This is a genomic window from Mycobacterium shottsii (assembly GCF_010728525.1).
In the GTDB taxonomy this organism is placed as follows: domain Bacteria; phylum Actinomycetota; class Actinomycetes; order Mycobacteriales; family Mycobacteriaceae; genus Mycobacterium; species Mycobacterium marinum.
Genome location: NZ_AP022572.1, coordinates 4,426,183 through 4,448,845 on the forward strand (window position 1 = coordinate 4,426,183; position 22,663 = coordinate 4,448,845).

Annotated in this window: 22 protein-coding genes, 1 tRNA gene and 3 pseudogenes; 8 read left to right on the plus strand and 18 right to left on the minus strand. The window is 65.4% G+C overall.

Features of this window, described 5'->3' with window-relative positions:
- Positions 1 to 27 precede the first annotated feature (27 nt).
- Positions 28 to 909: an SDR family oxidoreductase gene (locus G6N41_RS20425; RefSeq protein WP_198965503.1), complete on the minus strand. Its 882-nt coding sequence runs from the start codon at positions 907 to 909 to the stop codon at positions 28 to 30.
- Positions 910 to 932: 23 nt separating this feature from the next.
- Positions 933 to 2,168: a cysteine--1-D-myo-inosityl 2-amino-2-deoxy-alpha-D-glucopyranoside ligase gene (gene mshC / locus G6N41_RS20430; RefSeq protein ID WP_020729330.1), complete on the minus strand. Its 1,236-nt coding sequence runs from the start codon at positions 2,166 to 2,168 to the stop codon at positions 933 to 935.
- A 202-nt stretch (positions 2,169 to 2,370) separates the two neighbouring features.
- Here mshC and G6N41_RS20435 point away from each other — a divergent pair, with 202 nt between their 5' ends.
- Complete coding sequence (locus tag G6N41_RS20435; RefSeq protein ID WP_198965504.1) at positions 2,371 to 3,987, plus strand: aldehyde dehydrogenase family protein; 1,617 nt, start codon at positions 2,371 to 2,373, stop codon at positions 3,985 to 3,987.
- 28 nt (positions 3,988 to 4,015) lie between these two features.
- On the opposite strand, the gene G6N41_RS20440 is transcribed toward G6N41_RS20435, so the two are convergent.
- From G6N41_RS20440 to G6N41_RS20465, 6 genes are all read right to left on the minus strand, one after another.
- Positions 4,016 to 4,807: a 3'(2'),5'-bisphosphate nucleotidase CysQ gene (locus tag G6N41_RS20440; protein WP_020729332.1), complete on the minus strand. Its 792-nt coding sequence runs from the start codon at positions 4,805 to 4,807 to the stop codon at positions 4,016 to 4,018.
- Positions 4,808 to 4,918: 111 nt separating this feature from the next.
- Positions 4,919 to 5,734: an SCO1664 family protein gene (locus tag G6N41_RS20445; protein ID WP_198965505.1), complete on the minus strand. Its 816-nt coding sequence runs from the start codon at positions 5,732 to 5,734 to the stop codon at positions 4,919 to 4,921.
- A complete protein-coding gene (locus tag G6N41_RS20450; protein WP_198965506.1) occupies positions 5,718 to 6,305 on the minus strand; it encodes a DUF3090 domain-containing protein in 588 nt (195 codons plus the stop codon). Before G6N41_RS20450 ends, G6N41_RS20445 begins: the two co-directional genes overlap by 17 nt.
- Before the next feature lie 87 nt (positions 6,306 to 6,392).
- On the minus strand, positions 6,393 to 7,139 hold the full coding sequence (locus tag G6N41_RS20455; RefSeq protein ID WP_020725561.1) for a histidine phosphatase family protein: 747 nt from the start codon (positions 7,137 to 7,139) through the stop codon (positions 6,393 to 6,395).
- Positions 7,136 to 7,966 carry an undecaprenyl-diphosphate phosphatase gene (locus G6N41_RS20460; RefSeq protein ID WP_198967942.1) on the minus strand — a complete coding sequence of 277 codons (831 nt, stop codon included), beginning with the start codon at positions 7,964 to 7,966 and terminating at the stop codon, positions 7,136 to 7,138. The genes G6N41_RS20455 and G6N41_RS20460 overlap by 4 nt, the downstream gene beginning before the upstream one ends.
- Before the next feature lie 61 nt (positions 7,967 to 8,027).
- Positions 8,028 to 8,330: a hypothetical protein gene (locus G6N41_RS20465; protein WP_198967943.1), complete on the minus strand. Its 303-nt coding sequence runs from the start codon at positions 8,328 to 8,330 to the stop codon at positions 8,028 to 8,030.
- Between the two features lie 110 nt (positions 8,331 to 8,440).
- Here G6N41_RS20465 and G6N41_RS20470 point away from each other — a divergent pair, with 110 nt between their 5' ends.
- The 3 genes from G6N41_RS20470 to G6N41_RS20480 are packed head-to-tail and all read left to right on the plus strand — an operon-like array spanning position 8,441 to position 10,886.
- Positions 8,441 to 9,511, plus strand: a complete 1,071-nt coding sequence (locus G6N41_RS20470; protein WP_198965507.1) for a YncE family protein — start codon at positions 8,441 to 8,443, stop codon at positions 9,509 to 9,511.
- A gap of 53 nt (positions 9,512 to 9,564) precedes the next feature.
- Positions 9,565 to 9,771 carry a DUF5703 family protein gene (locus G6N41_RS20475; RefSeq protein ID WP_049785300.1) on the plus strand — a complete coding sequence of 69 codons (207 nt, stop codon included), beginning with the start codon at positions 9,565 to 9,567 and terminating at the stop codon, positions 9,769 to 9,771.
- A 32-nt stretch (positions 9,772 to 9,803) separates the two neighbouring features.
- Positions 9,804 to 10,886 (plus strand): quinone-dependent dihydroorotate dehydrogenase, encoded by a 1,083-nt coding sequence (locus tag G6N41_RS20480; RefSeq protein ID WP_198967944.1) that lies wholly within the window; start codon positions 9,804 to 9,806, stop codon positions 10,884 to 10,886.
- An 11-nt stretch (positions 10,887 to 10,897) separates the two neighbouring features.
- On the opposite strand, the pseudogene G6N41_RS20485 reads toward G6N41_RS20480, so the two are convergent.
- The 3 genes and pseudogenes from G6N41_RS20485 to G6N41_RS20495 form a co-directional block, all read right to left on the minus strand.
- Positions 10,898 to 12,287: pseudogene (locus G6N41_RS20485) on the minus strand (HNH endonuclease signature motif containing protein).
- Positions 12,288 to 12,413: 126 nt separating this feature from the next.
- Positions 12,414 to 12,941 carry a YbhB/YbcL family Raf kinase inhibitor-like protein gene (locus G6N41_RS20490; RefSeq protein WP_011740352.1) on the minus strand — a complete coding sequence of 176 codons (528 nt, stop codon included), beginning with the start codon at positions 12,939 to 12,941 and terminating at the stop codon, positions 12,414 to 12,416.
- A 26-nt stretch (positions 12,942 to 12,967) separates the two neighbouring features.
- Positions 12,968 to 14,323 (minus strand): M20/M25/M40 family metallo-hydrolase, encoded by a 1,356-nt coding sequence (locus tag G6N41_RS20495; protein WP_407663655.1) that lies wholly within the window; start codon positions 14,321 to 14,323, stop codon positions 12,968 to 12,970.
- Positions 14,324 to 14,472: 149 nt separating this feature from the next.
- On the opposite strand from G6N41_RS20495, the gene G6N41_RS20500 reads away from it, so the two are divergent.
- The 4 genes and pseudogenes from G6N41_RS20500 to G6N41_RS20515 all read left to right on the plus strand — a co-directional run.
- Positions 14,473 to 14,558, plus strand: a tRNA-Leu gene (locus G6N41_RS20500).
- Between the two features lie 520 nt (positions 14,559 to 15,078).
- A complete protein-coding gene (locus G6N41_RS20505) occupies positions 15,079 to 16,020 on the plus strand; it encodes an alpha/beta fold hydrolase (RefSeq protein WP_198965508.1) in 942 nt (313 codons plus the stop codon).
- Positions 16,021 to 16,273: 253 nt separating this feature from the next.
- A pseudogene (locus G6N41_RS20510) lies at positions 16,274 to 16,489 on the plus strand (type II toxin-antitoxin system Phd/YefM family antitoxin); the annotation flags it as partial.
- A gap of 3 nt (positions 16,490 to 16,492) precedes the next feature.
- A pseudogene (locus G6N41_RS20515) lies at positions 16,493 to 16,924 on the plus strand (type II toxin-antitoxin system VapC family toxin); the annotation flags it as partial.
- A 236-nt stretch (positions 16,925 to 17,160) separates the two neighbouring features.
- On the opposite strand, the gene G6N41_RS20520 reads toward G6N41_RS20515, so the two are convergent.
- From G6N41_RS20520 to ftsZ, 7 genes are all read right to left on the minus strand, one after another.
- Positions 17,161 to 17,556 (minus strand): hypothetical protein, encoded by a 396-nt coding sequence (locus G6N41_RS20520; protein ID WP_198965509.1) that lies wholly within the window; start codon positions 17,554 to 17,556, stop codon positions 17,161 to 17,163.
- Between the two features lie 84 nt (positions 17,557 to 17,640).
- The gene (gene wag31 / locus G6N41_RS20525; protein ID WP_198965510.1) at positions 17,641 to 18,435 is read right to left on the minus strand and encodes a DivIVA-like cell division protein Wag31; all 795 of its coding nucleotides are present in this window, start codon (positions 18,433 to 18,435) and stop codon (positions 17,641 to 17,643) included.
- 261 nt (positions 18,436 to 18,696) lie between these two features.
- Positions 18,697 to 18,987, minus strand: a complete 291-nt coding sequence (locus G6N41_RS20530; protein WP_020725593.1) for a YggT family protein — start codon at positions 18,985 to 18,987, stop codon at positions 18,697 to 18,699.
- A gap of 177 nt (positions 18,988 to 19,164) precedes the next feature.
- Complete coding sequence (locus G6N41_RS20535; RefSeq protein ID WP_198965511.1) at positions 19,165 to 19,836, minus strand: cell division protein SepF; 672 nt, start codon at positions 19,834 to 19,836, stop codon at positions 19,165 to 19,167.
- 64 nt (positions 19,837 to 19,900) lie between these two features.
- Positions 19,901 to 20,686 carry a YggS family pyridoxal phosphate-dependent enzyme gene (locus G6N41_RS20540; protein ID WP_231609033.1) on the minus strand — a complete coding sequence of 262 codons (786 nt, stop codon included), beginning with the start codon at positions 20,684 to 20,686 and terminating at the stop codon, positions 19,901 to 19,903.
- Positions 20,683 to 21,390, minus strand: coding sequence for a peptidoglycan editing factor PgeF (gene pgeF, locus G6N41_RS20545; RefSeq protein WP_198965512.1), 708 nt, complete (start codon positions 21,388 to 21,390; stop codon positions 20,683 to 20,685). The genes G6N41_RS20540 and pgeF overlap by 4 nt, the downstream gene beginning before the upstream one ends.
- Before the next feature lie 91 nt (positions 21,391 to 21,481).
- Entirely contained in the window at positions 21,482 to 22,642 is a 1,161-nt protein-coding gene (ftsZ, locus tag G6N41_RS20550; protein WP_012394856.1) for a cell division protein FtsZ, read from the minus strand.
- Between the last annotated feature and the right edge of the window lie 21 nt (positions 22,643 to 22,663).

Consider the following 22,663-nt stretch of genomic DNA (forward strand, 5'->3'; position numbering starts at 1 on the left):
ACCGACTTCCTTCTGCGCAGCCCGCGGCTACGGCTTTTCCAAGCCCTGGTTGTTGGCACTGGTGGAGCGCCCGAGCACCGCCACCTCAGCGTCCAGCCTGGGCAGTAGCTCGGCTGTGGCCTTGCGGACGGGCAGTTCACCCAGCGACGTCGAGAGCACAGGTTTGAGCCAGCGGAACAGTCCCACCCAATCCGGGCAGTAGATACGGGTCTTGCGACCTTCGATGCCCTTGACGAAGGCGGCCGCGCACTTGTTCACCGAGGTGGTCCTGTTCAACGGCCAGGGCAGCCTGGACAGCAGCTCAGCAAACGCGGGCAGGTCGCCCTTGGTGTCACGAACCAAAGCGGTGTCGATCCACGACATGTGCGCCGACCCGACGCTGACGCCACGGTCTGCGACTTCCAGTCGAAGCGCGTTGGCGAAGATCTCGACCGCGGCCTTCGACGCGTTGTACGGCGCCAGCCCGGGAGATGCCGCGTAGGCAGCCAGCGAAGAGACGATCAGCACGTAGCCGCGGCGTTCGATGACCGCCGGCAAGGTGGCACGCACGGTGTGAAAAACACCGATGACGTTGACGTCCAGCACCCGCTTGAATGCCTCCGGATCCACCTGCAGCACCGAACCGTAGCTGGCGATGCCGGCGTTGGCCATCACGATGTCGATGCCGCCGAATTTCTCGACGGCCTGATTGGCGGCCGCCTCCATGGCGGGCAGATCGCGTACGTCGGCAACCACGGTGAGCACTCGGTCGTCTCCGCCGAGTTCGGCCGCAATCGTCGCCAGCTCGGCCTCGCTCAGATCCGTCAGCACCAGTTTGGCGCCCATGTTGTGGAGGCGACGGGCGACCTCTGCCCCAATGCCGCGAGCACCGCCCGTGATGAAGACGACTTTGTCCTGCACCGATGTCATGGCCGAAAACGTACCACCGTGGGCTACAGGTCTACCCCCAGCAACGCATCGATGGTGCTGGCCACCAACCTTGGCGCTACCTCGTCATGGCCTCCGTAGTCGAGCGCATCGGTGGCCCAACCATCGAGTGCCGCAATCGCTTTGGGGGTGTTCAGATCGTCGGCCAGATACTGGCGCAGCCGGGCCACAACCGCCGCCGCGTCTGGACCGGCCGGCAATGTCGTCGCGGCGCGCCAGCGCTGCAGCCGACCGACCGCCTCATCGAGCACCTGCTGGGACCAGAACCGGTCGGCCCGGTAGTGCCCGGCCAGCAGCCCCAGCCGGACCGCCGCCGGGTTGACTCCCTCGGCACGCAACCCCGATACCAGCACCAGGTTGCCGCGGCTCTTGGACATCTTGTGTCCGTCCCAGCCAATCATGCCGGCGTGTACGTAGTGCCGCGCGAATCGCCGCTCGCCCGTGACGCATTCGGCGTGCGCGGCGGTGAATTCGTGGTGCGGGAAGATCAGGTCGCTGCCGCCGCCCTGAACGTCCAGACCGCTGCCCACGCGGCTGAGTGCGATGGCCGCGCATTCGATGTGCCAGCCCGGCCGGCCGGGGCCGAACGGTGACGGCCAACTGGGCTCCCCGGGTCTCGCCGCGCGCCAGAGCAGAGCGTCGAGCGCATCGTTCTTGCCTGGTCTGCCCGGGTCACCGCCACGCTGCTCGAACAGGCCGAGCATGGTGTCGCGGTCGTAGCCGGACTCGTAGCCGAATTGCAGTGTGGCATCGGAGCGGTAGTAGACGTCGGGATGTTCGCCGTCCAGGACGTAGGCGGCGCCGGAAGCGAGCAGTTTCTCGACGAGCTCGATGATTTCGGCAACCGCCTCGGTAGCCCCGACGTAGTCGTGGGGCGAGAGGACCCGCAGCGCCGCCATGTCCTCGCGGAACAGCGCTACCTCCTGGGCGGCCAGGTCACGCCAGTCGACGCCGTCACGGTCGGCTCGCTCGAACAGCGGATCGTCGACGTCGGTGACGTTCTGCACGTAGCGCACCTCATGGCCGAGATCCAGCCACAGACGATGAATCAAGTCGAATGCCAGATAGGTCGCGGCGTGGCCCAGATGCGTCGCGTCATAGGGCGTGATCCCGCAGACGTACATGGTGGCCGTGTTTCCCGGCGCCACCGGACGCACTTGCCGGTCAGCGGTGTCGTAGAGCCGGAGTTCCGGCCCACGCCCCGGCACGATGGGAACCGGTGCAGACGACCAAGATTGCATGCCTCGACTCTAGGCGGGGCGACGATGCGGCCCGCGGTGCGGGCCGAGGAGGAGCCCGGCCATCGGGCTCACGCTGGGCGACCCACGTTCCAGCGCGGCCCGGCGATCACGCGCAGCCGGGCAAACGCGGAGATACTGGCCGCTGGGCATTGCCGAGGGGTTCCGCGCTTGTTCAAAATGGGCTCTGCAAACCCGGAAATTTGTGGTCTGCTGGGTACCGTACGAACAGCTCCGGTTGGCGCCGGCGGCAAAGGCGGTGGCAGTGATGATGGATACGACAAATCAGGCAAACCCGGCCGAAGCCGACACCCGCGATGAAGTGGTGGTCAAATGTCCGGCCACCGGCGAGATCGTCGGAACCGTCCTAGTCACAACGGTCGATGGCGTTGCGGCGGCGGCGGCACGGCTACGGGCCGCACAACCCGAGTGGCAGCGATTGGGTGTGTCCGGCCGCGCGTACTGGCTGGGCAGATGGCGCGATTGGATGCTCGACCACCGCGATGATCTGCTGACGCCGCTGCAGCTGGAAACGGGCAAGTCCTGGGGTGACGCGGGTATCGAGATCGCCACCGTGCAGGTCATCAACTACTGGATCGACAACGCCGCAGAGTTTTTGGCCGACCAGCCGGTGCGCCCATACGGCGCAGCCAACGCGGCCAAGAAGCTGACCATTGTCTACGAGCCGTATCCCCTGGTCGGCGTCATCACCCCGTGGAACGGTCCGTTGTCGGTACCGCTGCTCGACGTTCCCGCCGCCCTGTTGGCCGGATGCGCCGTGCTGTCCAAGCCCTCGGAATTCACGCCATTGGCCTGGCAGCACGCGGTGGAGGGGTGGAAGCAGATCGGTGCACCGGACGTGCTCGATGTGGTCTTCGGTTTCGGAGAAACCGGTGCGGCCCTCGTCGACGTCGTTGATTACGTGATGTTCACCGGTTCGGTGGGCACCGGGCGCCGGATCGCCGTCGCCGCGGCCGAACGGTTGATCCCGTGCTGGCTGGAACTTGGCGGCAAAGACGCGATGATCGTCTGCGCGGACGCCGACATCGACAGGGCGGTCGATGGCGCGGTTTGGGGCGGATTCGCCTACACCGGCCAAGTCTGTATTTCGGTGGAACGGATCTATGTCGAGGCCCCGGTATTTGACACGTTCGTGAGCAAATTGGTGGCCAGGACAGCGCAGCTGCGTCAGGGCATGGATGCCGGGCATGACTATTCGTGCGAAATAGGCTCGATGACTACCGCGCAACAACTCGAGATCGTGTCTCGACACGTCGACGACGCGGTCCGCAAGGGCGCGAAGGTTCTCATCGGCGGCAAAACGCGTGATCCCGGCGGGGACGGGTTGTTCTACGAACCGACGGTGCTGGTCGATGTCGACCATGACACGGACTGCATGCGTGAGGAGACATTCGGCCCGACCTTGCCGGTGATGAAGGTGCGCGACGTTGCGGAGGCGATCGAGAAAGCCAACGATTGCCGATTCGGGTTGTCCGGCAGCGTCTGGACACGCGACAAAGCAAAGGCAATTGACATTGCCCGGCGCCTGAATACCGGCACCGTGAACATCAACAATGTGATCACCGGCATCTTTCAAATTGGGGTTCCGATGGCCGGCTGGAAAGAGTCGGGGTTGGGCACCCGCTCCGGCGGCGCCGAAGGCATCCGCAAGTACTGCCACCCCAAGAGCATCGTCGCCGAGCGGGTCGCGATGAAAAAGGAGTCGCTCTGGTACCCCTATAGCCGCAAGAAAGGCAGCTTCGCGGAGAAGGTGATCAGAATGCTGTCGGCCAGAGACTGGCGGCGTCGACTAGGTCGGTAGGACGGGGCCGATCCAACCGGTAGCGGTTTTACCGCCACACCTGTCGGATGGCATCGAGCAGCACAGGCGCCAGCTCGGGGCGACACATCACGAAATCGGGCAGGTAGGGGTCCAGCTGGTTGTACCGAAGCGGCGACCCATCCAATCGGGATGCGTGCATGCCGGCGGCCATCACCACGCCGGCCGGCGCCGCCGAGTCCCATTCCCATTGGCCTCCGGCGTGCAGATAGGCATCGGCTTTGCCCTCGATGAGGGCCATCGCCTTGGCGCCGGCCGAACCAATGGCGACTGGTTGGATGGCCAGCGTCCGACTGACGTGATAGAGGACTGCCGGCGGACGGGTGGTGCTGACCGCCACCCGAATGACATCCGGCACCCCGACCGGTGCGGCGTCGGCGGTCACCGTGTCGCTGCGGAAAACGATGTTGCCGCGGGCCGGCAGTGACACGGCAGCATCGGTGATCTCGGGCCTGCCGTTGGCGCGACGCTGCCACAACGCGACATGAACCGCCCAGTCGTCCCGGCCACGCGTGGAGAACTCGCGGGTGCCGTCCAGCGGATCGATGATCCACACCCGATCAGACTTCAGCCGCACCAGGTCGTCGTGAGCTTCCTCACTGAGCACCGCGTCACCGGGCCGCTCCGCCCGTAGCCGCCGTAGCAGCAGGGAGTTCGCCTGGAAGTCACCGGCGTCACCAAGCGCCCATGGATGGTCGAAACCAACCTCTTCCCGCACGGCCAGCAGCAATTTCCCAGCGTCCACCGCGAGGTCGGCAGCCAGCTCAGCATCGGTCAGGTGGCGCGCGGGCGGGTGGCTCACCGCACAAGTATCGCCGAGTTGGCACGCGCGCTCATGCCGGACCAAACACGTCGCAACCACAACGGCGATCAGGAACGGTCAAACGCGCCGCATCGGACTCCCGACGACCTTCTAGAAGGCCGGCCACGGTATTGGGCGGTGGCGGTCCGGTCCAGGCATCACGGGATTGTCCAGCAACATCTCCGCCCGCCTGCCCAGAGCGATAATCTCGGCACGGGTGATCAGGCCCGCCAGCGTCTCGCCCAGCTTCCCACGCAGATCATCGATGAACCCGGCAACCGTCCGCAGGGTCTGATCATCGATCGGCTTGCCCGCCCAGCCCCACAACACTGTCCGTAGCTTGTCCTGGACATGCATGCTCACGCCATGGTCGACCCCGTACACCCGGTCGTCGACGCCATAGAGGATGTGCCCGCCTTTGCGGTCGGCATTGTTGATCAGGACGTCGAACACCGCCATCCGCCGCAACCGGACATCGTCGGCGTGCATCAGGATAACCTCGTCGCCGGAGTAGTCGTACGCGCGAAGGACCGGCAGGTAACCCGGTTGCGGCTTGCCGCAGGGAAACAGGTCGACCAGGTCGGGCCCGGGCCGGGGATCGGCGCCAACCGCGTCACCGGGTTGCTGTACCCACAGCTGCAGCATCCCGGGCCCGGCCGGTCCGTCTCGAATCACGGTGTAGGGCACGATGTTCCAGCCCAACTGGGCCGAAACGTGATATGCACTGAGTTCTCGGCCGGCCAGGGTGCCATCAGGAAAGTCCCATAGCGGCTGTTCACCCGAAACCGGCTTGTAGACGCAGTGCACGGTGTTGTCGCCGAGGGTGGATTCGCACAGGAAAGTGGCGTTGCTGGCCGAACGAATACGTCCGAGGACCGTCAGCTCGCCGTCCCGCACTACCTCGCGTTCATCATTCCTCGGGGTCATCGCTGGACCCGAACACCACATCGCGCCGATAGCCATTGGTGCGCGCACAAATATGTCCCTCGGGGTCCAGCGGCTCGTCGCAGAGCGGACACGGCGGGCGCCCCGCCGAGATGACCCGGTTGGACCGGGTGGCGAACTGCCGCGCCGACTCCGGCGTCAGGAAGACCCGCACCGCGTCGGGACCCTCGTCGGTGTCATCGAGCACCACCGAAGCGTCGAACTCCGCGTCGGTGACCGCCAACAATTCGACGACCACGGTCTGAGCTTCCGAGTCCCAGCCCAACCCCATGGTCCCGACCCGAAATTCGGCGTCCACCGGCATGATCAGCGGATTTAGATCGTCAACCTCGGCGGGTTCCGGGGGAACCGGTGTGCCGAACCTGCGGTTGACCTCGAGCAACAACGCGCCGATGCGCTCGGCGAGGACCGCGACCTGCTGCTTCTCCAAGACCACCGACACGACTCGTTTGTCGTGCACCGCCTGGATGTAGAACGTGCGATTTCCGGGCTGACCAACAGTCCCGGCCACGAATCGGTCGGGTGTACGGAATACGTGAATTGCGCGGGCCATGGCACCTCCAAAATACCGTGCAGATGGCGTTGTCGTGGGATTCGCAGGGGGTCCGCACCGCTAAACCACAGCGGTGGGACCGCTCCCCTAGTCGGTCGAGCCGCCGACCACCGCGTCTCCGGACGGCACGCCACCGACTGACTCAGTCTGAACCTTGTCGGGCTCTTCGTCTGGCTTGTCCGGCGCCGCCTTCGGGGGAAGGCCCGCGCGCAGTCCTGCGGACAGCCGCGCACCGGTGTGGTTGACATGCAGCACGAACGGCCGTAGCTGGGTGTAGCGGATCACGCTCGCCGATGCGGGGTCGGCGGTCACCCGCTGGAAGCTATCCAGGTGCATACCGTAGGCATCGGCCACCACCGCTTTGATGACGTCGCCATGGGTACACGCCAGCCAGAGCGCATCGCCCCCATACTCCTCGGCCAGCCGTCGATCGTGTTCGCGAACGGCGGCCACCGCCCGCGCCTGCACCTGCGCCAAACCCTCGCCGCCCGGGAACACCGCGGCACTGGGGTGCGCCTGGACCACTCGCCACAGCGGCTCGTTGACCAGCTCAGCGATCTTGCGGCCGGTCCAGTCCCCGTAGTCCACCTCGGCAAGTCGCTCTTCGACCAGCGGCTCCAGACACAGCGCATCGGCCAGCGGCTCGACGGTGGTGCGGCACCTCAGCAGCGGGGAGGACACCACCGCACGGACCGGCAGATCACCGATCCGGTCGATCAGCCCCGAGGCCTGCTGGCGCCCTTTGTCGTCAAGGTCGACCCCTTCGGAACGACCGGCCAGAATGCCTGCGGTGTTCGAAGTGGACCGGCCGTGGCGCAACAGGATGACGGTCATGTCGCCGCGACCGTACCGGTAGGCAGCAGAATCAGCACCACCACGCCAACCACCACCCGGTAGCCAACGAACCAATACATGCTGTGGCGCAGCAGAAACCGCAAGAACCATGACACCGCGGCGAGGCCGACCACAAAAGCGATGAGAGTGGCGACCAATAGCTGCGGACCGGTAGCGCTCATGCCCTCGGTCACGGGGTGGAAGGCATCGGGCAGGGAGAACAACCCGGACGCGAACACCGCCGGTATGGCGAGCAGGAAGCCGAACCGGGCGGCCAACTCACGGTCTAGCCCCAGAAACAGGCCGGCGCTGATGGTCGAGCCGGACCGAGAAACCCCAGGAACCAGCGCCAGGGTCTGGGCAACCCCGACCACCAGGCCATCGCGCCAGGTGAGCTGTTCGACCTGACGGCTCTGGCGGCCCAGGTATTCGTCAAGCGCGATTACCCCAGGGAACACCACCAGCGCCGTGGCCACCACCCACAGGTTTCGCACGCCCGACCGAATCTCGTCCTTGAACAGCAGCCCCAACACACAGATTGGGATGGTTCCGATGATGACGTACCAGCCAAGGCGATAGTCCGCGTTGCGATGCGACTTGACCACCAGACCGTCGAACCAGGCCCGCAGGATGCGCACGATGTCGCGGGCGAAGTAGACAAGTACGGCGGCTTCGGTGCCCAGCTGGGTGACCGCAGTGAAAGAAGCACCGGCATCGTCGCTGAAGAAAACCCGCGACACCACAGCCAGGTGTCCCGATGAGGAAACCGGCAAGAATTCGGTCAGACCCTGCACGACAGCCAACGAGATGACTTGCCACCAGGACATCGCCGCAACTGCAGACACGACGACGACCGTACCTGGTGCGAGAGCCCGTTATGGGATGTGACTAGTGCGACGCAGGCAGGGCATGCGTGACAGAATTACGCACCGCCGCCGCCAGGCTGCGCTCGTCGGTGGGGTCGATATCGACCAAGCCGCGGACTGACCGTGCGACGACGTCTTCGGCCTGCGGAACCGGCCCGTTCAGACGGGGTCGGTAAATTTCGACAACGAGCGAGCGGTGTTCGATGCGGAAGGAGAAACTGTGGCCATCTCCGACTTGCCCGTACCCACTGGCGAAAATGCCCGTCAACATGTCTTCGATCGCAAACCCTTTTTCTGCGGTCTGCCGGTCAGCAGCGACGGTGATGCCCAGACAATACCTCGTCAGAAATACTTTCCGTGGGCAACATGACGAGATTGGATGCGACAACGTTCCTTAAATTTTCGAGTCCATGGCCGACATTCAGAGGGTAGACGTTGCTGCGAAATCATAGAAAACCACTTCAGCGCTATTTTTACGCACCAGTTATTTTGCTGACCCTGCTGACCCTGTTGACGGGCTGTTCGTCGGGCCCGCTGCAATCGGCGCCGCCCACGATCGAGCCCGCGCGGCCGGCCGTGTCTCCGCCGATTTCTCAGCCTCCAGCAGGTGCGGTTCGGCCGCTGGGCGGGCATCCGCAGGCGGCGGTGTATGACGTCGACTCCGGCAGGTTGGCCGTTCTGAGCCCGGGTTCGGACGCATCGGCGCCGGCCAGCATCAGCGTGTTCGCTCAGGAGCAAACCCCAGCTCAACCAATCACACTTCCCGGGCCCGCAACCGGGTTGACCGGTGACGGCCACGGCAAGGCCTACGCGTCTGCCCGTGGCGGCTACTTCGTGGTGGACCTGCCCAGTGGGGGCGTATCGCAGGTCAACGTGGCCGATTCGGCAGACACCGAATTCACCGCGATCGCACGCCGGATGGACGGGAAGCTGGTTTTGGGCACCGCCGACGGCGCCCTGTACACCCTGGCCTCACCGCAAACCCCCGCCTCCGCCGGCACCGCCCAGGTCCTCAGCCGGATCAAGATCTTCGCCCGCGTCGATGCGGTCGTGACGCAAGGAAACACAGCCGTTGTGTTGGACCGCGGACAGACTTCGGTGACGACGATCGACGCCGACGGGCGCGCCGAACAGGCACTACGCGCCGGTGAGGGGGCGACCACCATGGCCGCCGACTCGCTGGGGCGAGTGCTGGTCGCAGATACCCGTGGCGGCCAATTGCTGGTGTATGGCGTTGACCCGCTGATCCTACGCCAGGCCTACCCGGTACCACAGGACCCGTACGGGCTAGCGGGGTCGAATCAACTGGCCTGGGTGTCCCAGACCGCGGCGAACCTCGTTATTGGTTACGATCTCAGCACCGGAATACCTGTGGAAAAGGTGCGTTACCCAACCGTGCAGCAACCCAACTCGTTGGCCTTTGACGAAGCGTCAGGCACCTTATTCGTCGTGTCCGGGTCAGGCGCTGGGGTACAGGTCATCGAGCATGCGGCAGGTGTCCCTTGACCAGCAGTTCCGTGTCGCGGCGGGGACAGTTGCCCGCCGGCTGGGCCACCGACATGTCGGACGAGTATGAGTGGGCGCCGCTGCGCCTGCCGCCGGAAGTGACCAGGCTCAGCGCATCCACCCGGCTGTCCATCGAGGCCGAGTATCGCGGCTGGGAGCTGACCCGGGTGCGCCTCTACACCGACGGCAGCAGACGTGTGTTGTTGCGTCGCAAGAAGTCTCGTCTGGATAGCCCGATGCCCGACCAGTCGGAACTGTGACGGTGGCCAACCCGCACCAGGACGGGTCTCGAATGTACGGCTTGCTGCGTAGGCTGCTGTTCCTGCTGCCGCCCGAGCGGGTGCACAAGTTGGTTTTTGCCGTGCTGCGCGGTGCCACCGCGGCCACACCGGTACGGCGGATGTTGACACGATGGCCGGGCCCGAGCGACCCGGTGCTGGCTTCTACCGTGTTTGGGGTGCGATTTCCCGGCCCGCTCGGACTGGCCGCGGGGTTCGACAAGGACGGCACCGGACTGGACACCTGGGCAGCGATGGGCTTCGGCTATGCCGAAGTCGGCACGGTCACCGCGCACCCACAGCCCGGCAACCCGGCCCCACGGCTGTTCCGGTTGCCCGAGGACCGAGCGCTGCTCAACCGGATGGGATTCAACAACCACGGCGCGGGCGCACTCGCAATCCGGCTGGCCCGCCACCATCCCGAGGTACCCGTCGGGGTCAACATCGGCAAGACCAAGACCACCCCGGCCGACCAGGCGGTTGACGATTACCGGGCCAGCGCCAGACTGGTCGGCCCGCTGGCGTCCTACCTGGTGGTCAACGTCAGCTCCCCGAACACACCGGGATTGCGGGATTTGCAGGCGGTGGAGTCACTACGGCCCATCCTGGCCGCCGTGCTGGCCGAAACGTCGACACCGGTGCTGGTGAAGATTGCGCCCGACCTCTCCGATTCCGACGTCGACGAGGTCGCCGACTTGGCCGTCGAGCTTGGCCTGGCCGGCATCGTTGCGACCAACACCACCGTGTCGCGCGATGGGTTGCTGACCCCTGGCGTCGACCAACTCGGCGCGGGCGGCATTTCCGGGCCGCCGGTGGCAGAGCGCTCACTCGAGGTGTTGCGCCGGCTCTATCAGCGCGTAGGCGATCGACTGACCCTGATCAGCGTGGGCGGCATCGAAACCGCCGAGGATGCCTGGGACCGGATTACTGCCGGTGCATCGTTGCTGCAGGGCTATACCGGCTTCATCTACGGCGGGGGCCTGTGGTCCAAGCACATTCACGACGGCATCGCCCGCCGGCTGCACCAGGGCGGTTTCGGCTCACTGCACGAAGCGGTCGGCTCCAACGCCGCCGAGCGGGGACGTCCGCCCAGTTAGGAGCGACGGGCTTACGCCGCCCCGTGACCCTCGTCGTCATCGTCGGCGCTCTCGCGGAGCAGTTTTTCCGGGTGGTGGTAGGTGTTGATTCTTGGCTGTCCGTGGTCGAGGTGTGGTGGTGGGAGCCATTCGGTGTCGCCGTGGGCGGTTTTGCGGGTGCGCCAGCCCTGCTCGAGCAATTTGTGATCCGGGCCGCAGGCCAGGGTGAGTTGGTTGATATCGGTGCGCCCGCTGGTGGCCCATGCGGCGACATGATGGACCTCGCACTGATAGCCCGCCACGTCACAGCCCGGGCGGGTACAACCGCGATCTTTGGCGTAAAGAACGATCCGCTGCCCCGGTGTGGCCAACCGCTTGGCGTGATAGAGCCCGATCGCCTCACCCCGATCAAACACCGCCAGATAGTGATGCGCGTGACGAGCCAACCGGATCACATCCGACATCGGCAGCAACGTGCCCCCACCGGTCAGCCCCCTGCCCGCGGCGGCCGCCAACTCCTTCAGCGTGGTCGACACGATGATCGACGCCGGCAACCCGTTGTGCTGCCCCAGCTCTCCCGACGCCAACACCGCCCGCAACGCCGCATTGAACCCGTCATGTTGACGTTGACCCACACTGCGACTGTCACGATCAGCGGCGTCGGGCGACACCGGCCCATCCACCACCGCGGCCTCATCCTCGGGGTTACACATCCCCGGTGCGGCCAGCTTGGCCCACACCGCCTCCAATCCAGCGCGCGCCTCCGGGGTCAGCCACCCGCTAATGCGCGACATCCCGTCCAACCCCTGCCTACCCAGGCTCAGACCACGCCGCCGCGCCCAGTCCTCATCGCTATGTCGACCATCAGGATTGAGACAATCCATCAACCTCCCCGCCAACCTGGCCAACTGATCAGGACGAAACTGGGTGGCCAGCTTCGCCAGATGAGCCTCGGCCCTGTCCCGGGTCCCCACGTCGACGCCAGCAGGTAGCCGCCGAAAGAAGTCACGAATCACCCGGACGTGCCCCTCCCCCACGACCCCCTGCCGCAAAGCCGCGGCCGTGGCCGTCAACACCGGCCCCACCGGGCTGACCGCTCAACGCGCGCCGCGGGCCCACATCGGCAGCCTAAGCCACCCGCCGGCCCGCCTCGCTACGGGTGATCCGCAACCGACTGGCCACCACCGCCGCCAGCCGCCCACCCAACTCCGCCTCACCAGCCTGCTCATCAAGCTGGTTGAGCAACGCATACTGGGCCACCGGCAACCGACGCGCCACCACCTCCAACCGCTCCAACACCCGCAACCGCTCCGGAGTGGTCGACGCCTCGAACGACACCTCAACCAACGCATCGACCGCACGATCGAGCCGGTCCAGCGTCGCGACCACCGACTCCCGATCCGAACATTTATTCGAATGCATGTTCGAATACTATCGGCGCACACCGACAGAACTGCCACACCGGCATTCATGCCGATCAGGCGGCCGGATCAAGGACGGCGTGGTCTACCCGACCCGAAACCGCCGTGCCCGCGCGGGCCGTGACGGCTACGTCTGTTCGTAAGTCCCGTGGATGACCGCGCGCGCGATTGCGTGCTGGAACAGGTTGAATCCCAGGAAGGCAGGGCTGGCGTCCTCGCTGAGTTCGAGCTTGTCGACGTCGACCGCATGCACCGCGACGTAGTAGCGGTGCACACCGTGCCCGGCTGGCGGCGCGGCGCCGATGTAGCGCCGCATGCCCGCGTCGTTGACCAAGGCGAGCGCACCCCCCGGCAGTTCGCGGCCGTCGCCGGCTCCGGCAGGCAATTCGGTGACGTCGGCGGGCAGGTTGGCCACCGCCCAATGCCAGAACCCGGACAGGGTGGGGGCATCGGGGTCATAGACGGTCACCGCGAAGCTGCGCGTCCCTTCGGGGAATCCCGACCAGCTCAGTTGCGGGCTGACATCCTCCCCGCCCGCTCCCATGATTCCGCTGACTTGTGGTGTGGCAAGCGGCTGCCCGTCGGTGATCGAAGCCGAGGTCAGGCTGAATGAAGGCAGTTTGGGTAGCGCGTCGTACGGGTCTGGCGATGTCATGGTCAGTCCTCTCCTGTGCTTTCCGACTAGCAGTGTGTCAGGAAGTGTGTCAGTACCTCGGTGCCGAACCTGAGCGCGTCGATGGGCACCCGCTCATCGACACCGTGGAACAGCGCGGCGAAATCCAGTTCCGGCGGCAACCGCAGCGGGCTGAAGCCAAAGCAGCGAATACCCAAGCGAGCGAAGGCTTTCGCATCGGTCCCACCGGACAGCATGTAGGGAACCGTTCGGCCGTCGGGATCGACCGACAGCACCGCGGCATTCATGGCATCGACAAGGTCCCCGTCAAAGCTGGTCTCATAGGACGCCAACTCGCTTATCCACTCCCGGCTCACATCGGGGCCGATCAGTTCATCGACTTCGGCCTCGAATGCCGCCTGACGGCCTGGCAGGACGCGACAGTCCACCACCGCCTCCGCCGTCGCCGGGATGACGTTCGCCTTGTACCCGGCTTTGAGCATGGTCGGATTCGCGGTATCGCGCAGCACCGCCTTGAGCATGCGAGCGATCGGGCCGAGTTTGTCGAGAGTCCCTTCCAGGTCCGGTGAGCCGGGGTCGAGTTCGAGCCCGGTCTCCTCGCTCACCGCGTGGAGAAACTGGGCGACGGTGTCGGTGATCACGAGCGGAAACTGGTGACGGCCCAGCCGGGCTACCGCCTCGGCGACCGTGGTGACTGCGTTGTGGTCGTGCACCATGGAGCCGTGGCCCGCCCTCCCCTGGGCCGTCAAGCGCATCCACAGGATTCCCTTTTCGGCGGTCTCGACCAGGTACAGCCGGCGTTCACCCCCGTCCCGGCGCGGGACGGTCAGGGAAAAGCCGCCAACCTCGCCGACCGCCTCGGTGACACCGTCGAATAGATCTGGGCGGTTATCGACGAGCCAGTGCGCACCGAAGTGGCCACCGTGCTCCTCGTCGGCGAGGAAGGCAAAAACCAGGTCGCGAGGTGGCACGATCCCGGCTCGGCGGAAATGCCGGGCAACCACGATCATCATGCCGACCATGTCCTTCATGTCGACCGCGCCGCGGCCCCAGACATAACCGTCTTCGATCGCGCCGGAAAACGGGTGCACGCTCCAATCGGCGGCCTCGGCCGGCACCACGTCCAGATGGCCGTGGATCAGCAAGGCGCCCCGGGAGCTGTCCGCGCCCCGAAGGCGAGCGAACACGTTGCCCCGGCCCGGTGCACCGGACTCCACGTATTCGGTCTGGTAGCCGACCTCTGCGAGTTGTTCGGCTACCCAGCGGGCGCACTCCGCCTCGCCCTTGGTGGTCTCAGGTTCGCCGGTATTGGTGGTGTCGAACTGAATCAATCTGCTGACAACCTCGGCAACGTCATCGCGCGAATCGGTTGAAGTCCCGATCTCCCCATTCTTTTGGGTCACAGTCACCTTTCCTACCACCCTCGGCTCAGCCGCTGACGCCGCCCGCACATTCAGGTTGCCGCAACCCCACCAACGGGCCGACGTCCGGCCAAGTTGGGTCCAGCCGCACCCATCCGATAGCCTTAGCTGCCGACCGATGCGGTTGGTTTGTCCGAGTGGCGGAATGGCAGACGCGCTAGCTTGAGGTGCTAGTGCCCTACTAATGGGCGTGGGGGTTCAAGTCCCCCCTCGGACACATCTGTGATGTCTCGGGACATCGTGCACAGGTGTCTTGGGACATTGTCCACGGTTTGGTGGCTCTTCGGATTATCAGTCCCGCTGCCTCGCCTAGCCGCAGACACATTGAGCGGCCCTCGGCGGTGATGAAGACACCATCGCTGGTGTCCACCTGGCCCGTCCAGGTGTGGTCCAGTGCGGACTCCGAGAGGTTTCTTCGATTGTCAGCCAACGGAACTGCGGCCGCGGTAACGCATGCTCCAACCGCCAGCAACTGGTCTGTAATCCTTCGGCCAGCGCGACGACAATGGCGGAAGGGTGCCTCTTCCTATAGTGGATCGCCACCTTGCAGGAGGCCAACGAACGCACCGTCCATCTCCGAACTGTCCGAGGAACTCGGCGTTCCACACAGACACATGCTTCCCCTCTCGACAACACCGGCGCGTTGCCAGGCCAGGACGCCCTTGGTACCTTGCACCACCAGCGGCGGCTCAGCTGCTTTGCAGCCGTGAGTCGACGATCTGAAAGGCAGGCGATAGATGATCAATCGGGAGAGCACGGACGAGATCGGCAGCGATTCTTCGAGCCCGACCGTTCTCGACGTGCAAGGTTCCGGTGTCCAACCGCCGGTGGCCACTCGAGTCCGCCGGGCGTTCTGGCTGCTGGAGCGCTTCGCCCCCGCATTGGGGTCGCGGTGGGCGACCGAGCTGTGGTGCACCCCGCCGGTCCTGGAATCAAGTTTGCGCATGCCGCCCGGCGTTCCGCCCGGCCAGCCACTGGAAGCCCACTGGAACGGGCATCGCATCGTCGGGGAAGCCTGGGGCGAGGGGCCACCGGTCTATCTCGTGCACGGCTGGGGCGGGCGTCGCCCGCACCTCGGCATGTTCATCAAACCTCTCGTCAAGTCCGGTCATCGCGTCATCGCGTTCGATCTGCCCAGCCATAACGAGTCCGATCCGGGCGCACTGGCACCGGGTCGCACCACCGCCATCGAGTGCACCGAAGCGGTTGCCGCGATCATCCGAGAGCACGGGCCGGCCCGCGCTGTCGTCGCCCACTCACTCGGGGCCAACGCGACCGTATTCGCGGCGGCGTGGGGCACGACGGTCGGGCGTTTGGTGTTTCTCGCGCCAATGGGAGAGTTCCCGATCTATCTGGATCTCTTCGCCGCGCGCCACGGCTTCGGCCGACGGATACGCGCCGGCCTGCAGCGCCGTCTTGAACGCCGTATCGGCATGCCTTTAGAGGACACCAACATGGTCCGGGTGGCCGCCCAGACCGACTATCCGCCGATGCTGCTCATCCACGATCCCGATGACCCCGAGACTCCATATGCGACGAGCGAAAAGATTGTTGCCTCCTGGCCAGGCGCGAGTTTGATGACGACACGGGGACTCGGCCGGCTGGCGCATTTCCGGATCCTGAGGCACAGCCCCGCGATTCGTGCGGGCGTCGAATTCATCGGTCCCGCACCGGTTTAAGCATGCCGGGGGGACCCTGCCCGATCGGGGTTATCGCTGGTCGTCGGGGCGGCGTTGTCAGGCTGTGTGAATGCCGTGCTGATGCACAGTCGGCGCACACGATCCGGTAGTTGGTCGAGGTCGGCGGTTACAGCGGCGACGTTGTGTGCAGTGCGGGCCCCCTCATCAGGATGACGATGATCGCGCACATATGGGCGACGGCGTCTTGGCCGCGGACGAATCGGCGAATCGGCCCGCTGCCACCCCACCTCCGCTCGATCGAGTTCGGGCTGGTGGTGAGGTCGTCATCACCGACCGCGGGATTCCGGTCGCGCGACTCACTGCACTGGACAGCGCAGGCATCTTGGAGCGACTCACGGCCGAAGGCGTGATCGGCAAGGCCACCGCGCGACGCCCCGTCGCTGCGGGACGGTCCGGCCCCCGACCGCGGCGGCCGGTGTCCGACCACGTCAGCGACCAGCGGCGCTGACCGGTGCCACTCGTCTACTTCGACGCGAGCGCCTTCGTCAAACTTCTCACCACCGAGACGGGGAGTTCGCTGGCGTCCGCGCCATGGGACGGCTGCGACGCCGCATTGTCCGGCCGCCTGGCCTACCCCGAAGTCCGCGCCGCACTCGCCGCAGCAGCCCGCAATCACGACCTAACCGAATCCGAGCTCGCCGAAGCCGAGCGTGACTGGGAGGACTTCTGGGCCGCCACCCGCCCCGTCGAACTCACCACGACGGTTGAACACCACGCCGGCCACCTGGCCCACGCCCATGCGTTACGCGGAGCCGAGGCTGTCCATCTGGCCAGCGCGTTGGCAGTCGGCGCCCCAGGCCTGATCATCGCCGCGTGGGACCGACGCCTGCACACCGGAGCCCAAGCCGCCGGGTGCCGAGTAGCCCCCCGCCCGACTCGACCCCTAGCCCACCACCCCGACATCGGAGTGAGTCAACCCCAGCACGGACGACGATCGGGTACCGATTCGCCAGGTCACAACCCGTGTCACAGTTCAGGTTCGCGACAACGGAACCCAACAAATCTCAGCATTCGCGGTGAGCATCACAGCGTCAGCTTCTCGAGATAGTCGGACAGGCTCAATCCGAGCCAATAGCCGCACTAGCCAACAAGATCGGACTCGAGCCACGGCATGGCGCACTATTCGACGCTGTCGTCACGCTTAGCGTCGGCGGACACCGTCGATTCTTCCGCAGTATCGGAGCCCACGTCTGTGCCCTCTGCGTCCTCTGGCCCCTCGACGTCCTCTGAGCCCTCTTCGACATCTTCGGCGGCCGGTTCCGCCTCGGCGCCATCGTCAGGGTATTCGACGTAGTCGGCCTCGCCGTCGGAATCGGCTGGTTGTTCGGCCTCATCCTGGTCTTTGCTGGCCGCCTCACGTTGCTGACGCTCCCTGAGGGCGTCAACGATCAGCAAAACCACACCCAGTGCACTGGCGCCGATGCACACCCACGCCACCAGCTGATTGCTGGTTACCACCGCGAACACCAGCGCAACGAGCCCAATGAGGGCTAAAACGAGGGCAATGATCAGCATCGGTCATCCTCCGGCCGGCGGGCAGCGACTGCCAAAACCTACCAGGGTTTGCGCGCCAGCCGGCCAGCCCGGCCCGTGTCCCGGCTAGTTGTTGCCCCGGTTGAATTGCTCGAACCCGCCGGCGTCCGCGCTCGAATCGACCGGCGCGGCCGATCCGCGCTGACCGAGCTCCTCGAGCTGGGACTCCAGGTAGGTCTTGAGACGAGTCCGGTATTCGCGTTCGAATGTCCGCAGTTGCTCGAGGCGGCCTTCCAGCACGGTGCGCTGCTGGTTGATGGTGCCCATGATCTCGGAATGCTTGCGCTCCGCATCGGCCTGCAGGGCGTCCGCCTTCTCCTGGGCCTGCCGCAACTGGCTCTCCGACCGGGCCTGCGCATCCGCTAGCATCCCATCGGCGCGCTGCCGGGCTTCGGTGACCGTTGTCTCGGCCGTGTGCCGGGCCTCGCTGAGGATTTGGTCGGCGTTGGCGCGGGCGTCGGACAGCATCTTGTCCGATTCGGCCTTAGCTGTGCTGGTGAGGCGGTCGGCGGTGTCTTGCGCCAGGCTCAGCACCCGGGCCGCCTTCATGGCCTGTTCCTCGTTGGTTGCGGCCGAGGCCACAGGCCCAGCGGGCTTTGCCGGCTCGGGCTCCGGCTCGTACACGGGCATGGCTTGGGTGGGCTGAGCGGTCACAGCAGCCCCGCCGCCAGCACCCGCGGCCAGCTCCTGGTCCAGCTCGGCGATCCGTTGACGCAGATCCGAATTATCTTCGATCAGTCGAGTGAGCTCGTTCTCCACCAGGTCAAGGAAGGCGTCGACCTCATCTTCGTTGTACCCGCGCTTGCCGATAGGCGGCTTACTGAACGCCACATTGTGGACGTCGGCAGGTGTAAGCGGCATTGTTTGTCCCCTCAAGTTCCTGGACGGTCAAACGATCTGGAAAGTAAAGTGTAGAACGAACTGGCAGCAGTCGCGCAACTGCCGTCCATCCTGTCACACCAGACTCGGCGGTTGCCGATTGGACTAATAAATAAGGACCAATTTCAAACTCTCAGGCAAATAAATCACATTCCTTAGATTTGAAAATCATGCCGGCCAAACTTGTCGCCAAATCGTGGCCGAACCGTCTCTCAACTATGTCCAAATGGCGGCAGGGGCCACTCAGGCGGCGGCACCGAATGCCAGCTGCATCCCGATGAAGGCCACCAGCAGCAGCACCATGATGGAGAGATCGAAGCGCACCGCGCCGATGGTCAGTTGCGGGATCAGCCGGCGCAGCAGCTTCACCGGAGGATCGGTGATCGACATGATGATCTCGAGGATCACCACCGTGAAACCGGTGGGGCGCCAGTCACGACTGAACGAACGAATGAACTCGACGACAACCCGAGCGATGAGCAGCAGCCAGAAGATGAACAGCGCAAACCCGAGAATCTGGAAAAACAGCACCAACGAGAGCCTGACCTTACCGATTCGGATACGAGGACGCCGCCCGTGCGGTCGGCAAGCGCAAGCCTACCGACCAGCCCAACGGCACACATCGCATAGGTTCACCGCAGCCGGCCCCGACGAGCGGACAGCCCGTCAGGCCGAGCTTCGACCTGCCGGGCTGAACAGCAGCAGATTTGTCTATTGGTAAGCGTAGAAGCCGGTTTCGGCGATCCGACGACGCTCCTCCGGGGTTACGTCCACGTCTGCGGGCGAGAGCAGGAAGACCTTGGTGGCAACCTTGTCGAACGATCCGCGCAGCGCGAAGGCCAAACCGGCCGCGAAGTCGACCAGCCGCTTGGCGTCGGCGTTGTCCATCGACACCAAGTCCATGATCACCGGCGTGCCGTCGCGGAACCGCTCACCGATGGTGCGTGCCTCGCTGTAATCCTTGGGGCGCAGTGTGGTGATCTTCGACAACGGATGACCTTCCTCGAACATCATCGCCATCCGGCGCGGGTCCATCGCCAGCGAGCCGCGGGTGGGGTTGCGCAACCACGACCCGAAGCGCGGCCGGGCCATATCGGCCCGGTCGAACTCGCGCGGCTGGAATCGCGCTTCATCGGGGTATCCACCCCGATAGCCGCCCGGCGGTGGATAGTCGGCCGGCTCGCCGCGCAAATCGGCGCGCATATCGGCACGAGGATCGCGGCGCGGGTCTTCGTAATCGCGCCCTTCATAACGACCGTAATCATCCTCGAATCGAGGACGCGAATAGCCGCGGGAAGGCCCGCGGTCGTCGTAATACTCGTCGTCGTAATCCTCCATCGAAGCCATACCGAAGTAGGCCTTGACCTTGTGCAGAGTGCTCATCGCTGACCCCTTCTAGCCCTGGGATATTTGTTGTCTGTGATGAAGGTGTGACTACAGTGACTTTTCACGGTGACCGTAACCGCCGCGAACCCAATAGCGCGGTACCGACACGCACACACGTCGATCCATGTTTCACGGCGATCTCGAGGTCATCGGACATACCGGCGGAAAGTCGCACCGCCGTAGGGAACGACTCGAGCACTCGACTGTGTTCGGATTGCAGCCGCTCAAAGGCCTTTTCCTGGTCCCAATCGCGGGGCGGAACACCCATCAAACCGATCAGCTCGAGGCTCTGCGAATCGCTGACCTGGGCGCAGATCCGTTCCACCGCACCGGGGTCGGTCATGTCGACACCGCCGCGGGAGACGTCGCCGTCAAGGCTCACTTGGATATACACGCGCAACGGATTGCCGCGCCGACGATCGGCTATCGCCGTGGTTATCGCTCGGTCCAGCGCTGTCACCAGTTGGGGGGTGTCGATCGAGTGAGCGGTGTGTGCCCAGTTTGCTAGCGAACGCACCTTGTTCCGCTGAATCTGGCCCACCATGTGCCAGTGAATCCCCCGCGATCCCGACCGCATGGGAGCGGAAAACATCCGTGCCAGCTCGGCGACCTTTGCCGAAGCCTCCTGGTCCCTCGACTCCCCCACGGCTCGGCAACCCAGTCGCGCCAAGATGGCAACATCGGTCGCCGGGAAGAACTTGGTAATCGGCAGCAGCTCGATTTCACTGACCTTGCGCCCCGCCGCCTCGGCGGCCGCGGCGAGTCGCGACCGCACCACCGCCAACGCGTGCGTCAGTTCCGACTGACGCTCCCCTTGCGCTGAAATGTCCACGACCATCGCGGTCATTCCATCCACACCAGCGACGCCAGCCGCCCCGTGGGCGCACCGCGTCGATGGCTGAAAAGGGTCGGGTCCGCCACCGTGCAACGGGGGTCGACATCGATGGACTTCACACCCAAGTCCCCCAGCTGGCGGGCAATTCCGGCGCGCAGGTCCAGCGCGGCCGTCCCGGCGGCACTGGTGGTCCGGCTGCCCGGCAACGCCGCCTCGACCTCGTCGGCCATTGCCGCGGGAACTTCGTAGTTGCGCCCGCTGGCCGCCGGACCCAGGAATGCCGAAATGTCGCCGGGCTGCGCGCCCAGCGCCTGCATGGCCTCCACCGTGCGCGCCAAGATGCCGCGCTGTGCGCCCACCCGGCCGGCATGGACGGCCGCGGTGACGCCCGCCCGCGCGTCGGCCATCAACACCGGCACGCAGTCCGCAGTCAGCACCGCCAACGCCAGGCCGGGAACCTTGGTCACCAACGCGTCGGTGTCATCGAAAGCGTTGTCGCGCGGCGCGTCGACCACCTCAACCCGGTCACCGTGGACCTGGTTCATCCACACCACTCGTTCGGTGGGCATACCGATGGTGGCGGCCAGCCGGGCTCGGTTGGCCGCCACGGAGGCCGGGTCATCACCGACGTGGTCACCGAGGTTGAAGGAGTCGAACGGCGGCTTGGACACACCGCCCTTCCGAGTGGTAGTCACCCGGCGGATTCGAACGCTCACCCCACCAGTATCCGGATTCGACTGCCGACCAGGCTGCGGCGCGGTCCGGCCGCGGCCGGTTTGTCGCGTTCTGGCAAGCAAATTGAGACCCTCAACGGCGCATGAAGGGTGGCACATCGACGTCGTCGTCATCGCCGCCAATGCTCAACGTCGCGCCATTGGTATGCAGCGGCACGCTGACCGCGTCGACCGGCTCGAACAACGTCGAGCTGAGCTTGCCCGCCTTGGCCGACTCGATCCGATGCGCGCCCCCGGTCTCCCCGGGTGCGGCGCCGGTCGCGCCCGCCACGGGCTTGCGGCCCGGTCCACTGGCGTCGAAGCCCGCTGCGATCACGGTCACCCGCACCTCGTCGCCCAGCGAATCGTCGATGACGGTTCCGAAGATGATGTTGGCGTCTGGGTGGGCGGCATCCTGTACCAATGACGCCGCCTCGTTGATCTCGAACAGGCCCAGGTCGCTGCCACCGGCAATCGACATCAGCACGCCCTGGGCGCCCTCCATCGACGCTTCCAACAGCGGCGAATTGATGGCAATTTCGGCGGCTTTGAGTGATCGACCATCGCCCCGGGCCGACCCGATGCCCATCAGTGCGGTACCGGCACCAGACATGATGCCCTTGACGTCGGCGAAGTCGACGTTGATCAGGCCTGGCGTGGTGATCAGGTCGGTGATGCCCTGCACACCGTTGAGCAGCACCTCGTCGGCGCTACGGAACGCGTCCATCAGGGATACGGCGGCGTCCCCCATCTGCAGCAGCCGGTCATTGGGGATCACGATGAGGGTGTCGCAGCTTTCCCGCAAAGCCGCTATACCGTTCTCCGCCTGGTTGCTACGGCGCTTGCCCTCGAAGGAGAACGGCCGGGTCACCACGCCTACGGTCAACGCACCAAGCTTGCGCGCGATGCTGGCCACCACGGGCGCACCGCCGGTGCCGGTGCCACCACCTTCGCCGGCGGTGACGAACACCATGTCGGCGCCGCGTAGCAGCTCCTCGATTTCATCCTTGGCGTCTTCGGCGGCTCGGCGTCCGACCTCTGGGTCGGCACCGGCGCCGAGTCCCCGGGTCGAGTCACGGCCGACGTCGAGCTTGACATCGGCATCGCTCATCAACAACGCCTGCGCGTCGGTGTTGATCGCGATGAACTCCACGCCTTTGAGGCCCTGTTCGATCATGCGGTTGACAGCGTTGACGCCGCCACCACCGATACCAACGACCTTGATGACAGCCAAGTAGTTATGCGGGGGGGTCATCATTCGTCTTCCTCCCTGACG

Bases quoted from the DNA above. Each gene is read 5' to 3' on its own strand.
- mshC (WP_020729330.1), bottom strand. From the start codon at position 2,168: ATGCAATCTTGGTCGTCTGCACCGGTTCCCATCGTGCCGGGGCGTGGG.
- G6N41_RS20505 (WP_198965508.1), top strand. From the start codon at position 15,079: ATGATCAATCGGGAGAGCACGGACGAGATCGGCAGCGATTCTTCGAGC.
- G6N41_RS20425 (WP_198965503.1), bottom strand. From the start codon at position 909: ATGACATCGGTGCAGGACAAAGTCGTCTTCATCACGGGCGGTGCTCGC.
- G6N41_RS20450 (WP_198965506.1), bottom strand. From the start codon at position 6,305: ATGGCCCGCGCAATTCACGTATTCCGTACACCCGACCGATTCGTGGCC.
- G6N41_RS20445 (WP_198965505.1), bottom strand. From the start codon at position 5,734: ATGACCCCGAGGAATGATGAACGCGAGGTAGTGCGGGACGGCGAGCTG.
- wag31 (WP_198965510.1), bottom strand. From the start codon at position 18,435: ATGCCGCTTACACCTGCCGACGTCCACAATGTGGCGTTCAGTAAGCCG.
- G6N41_RS20480 (WP_198967944.1), top strand. From the start codon at position 9,804: ATGTACGGCTTGCTGCGTAGGCTGCTGTTCCTGCTGCCGCCCGAGCGG.
- G6N41_RS20535 (WP_198965511.1), bottom strand. From the start codon at position 19,836: ATGAGCACTCTGCACAAGGTCAAGGCCTACTTCGGTATGGCTTCGATG.
- G6N41_RS20475 (WP_049785300.1), top strand. From the start codon at position 9,565: ATGTCGGACGAGTATGAGTGGGCGCCGCTGCGCCTGCCGCCGGAAGTG.
- G6N41_RS20460 (WP_198967942.1), bottom strand. From the start codon at position 7,966: ATGTCCTGGTGGCAAGTCATCTCGTTGGCTGTCGTGCAGGGTCTGACC.
- G6N41_RS20540 (WP_231609033.1), bottom strand. From the start codon at position 20,686: ATGACCGCGATGGTCGTGGACATTTCAGCGCAAGGGGAGCGTCAGTCG.
- ftsZ (WP_012394856.1), bottom strand. From the start codon at position 22,642: ATGACCCCCCCGCATAACTACTTGGCTGTCATCAAGGTCGTTGGTATC.
- G6N41_RS20490 (WP_011740352.1), bottom strand. From the start codon at position 12,941: ATGACATCGCCAGACCCGTACGACGCGCTACCCAAACTGCCTTCATTC.
- G6N41_RS20520 (WP_198965509.1), bottom strand. From the start codon at position 17,556: ATGCTGATCATTGCCCTCGTTTTAGCCCTCATTGGGCTCGTTGCGCTG.
- G6N41_RS20455 (WP_020725561.1), bottom strand. From the start codon at position 7,139: ATGACCGTCATCCTGTTGCGCCACGGCCGGTCCACTTCGAACACCGCA.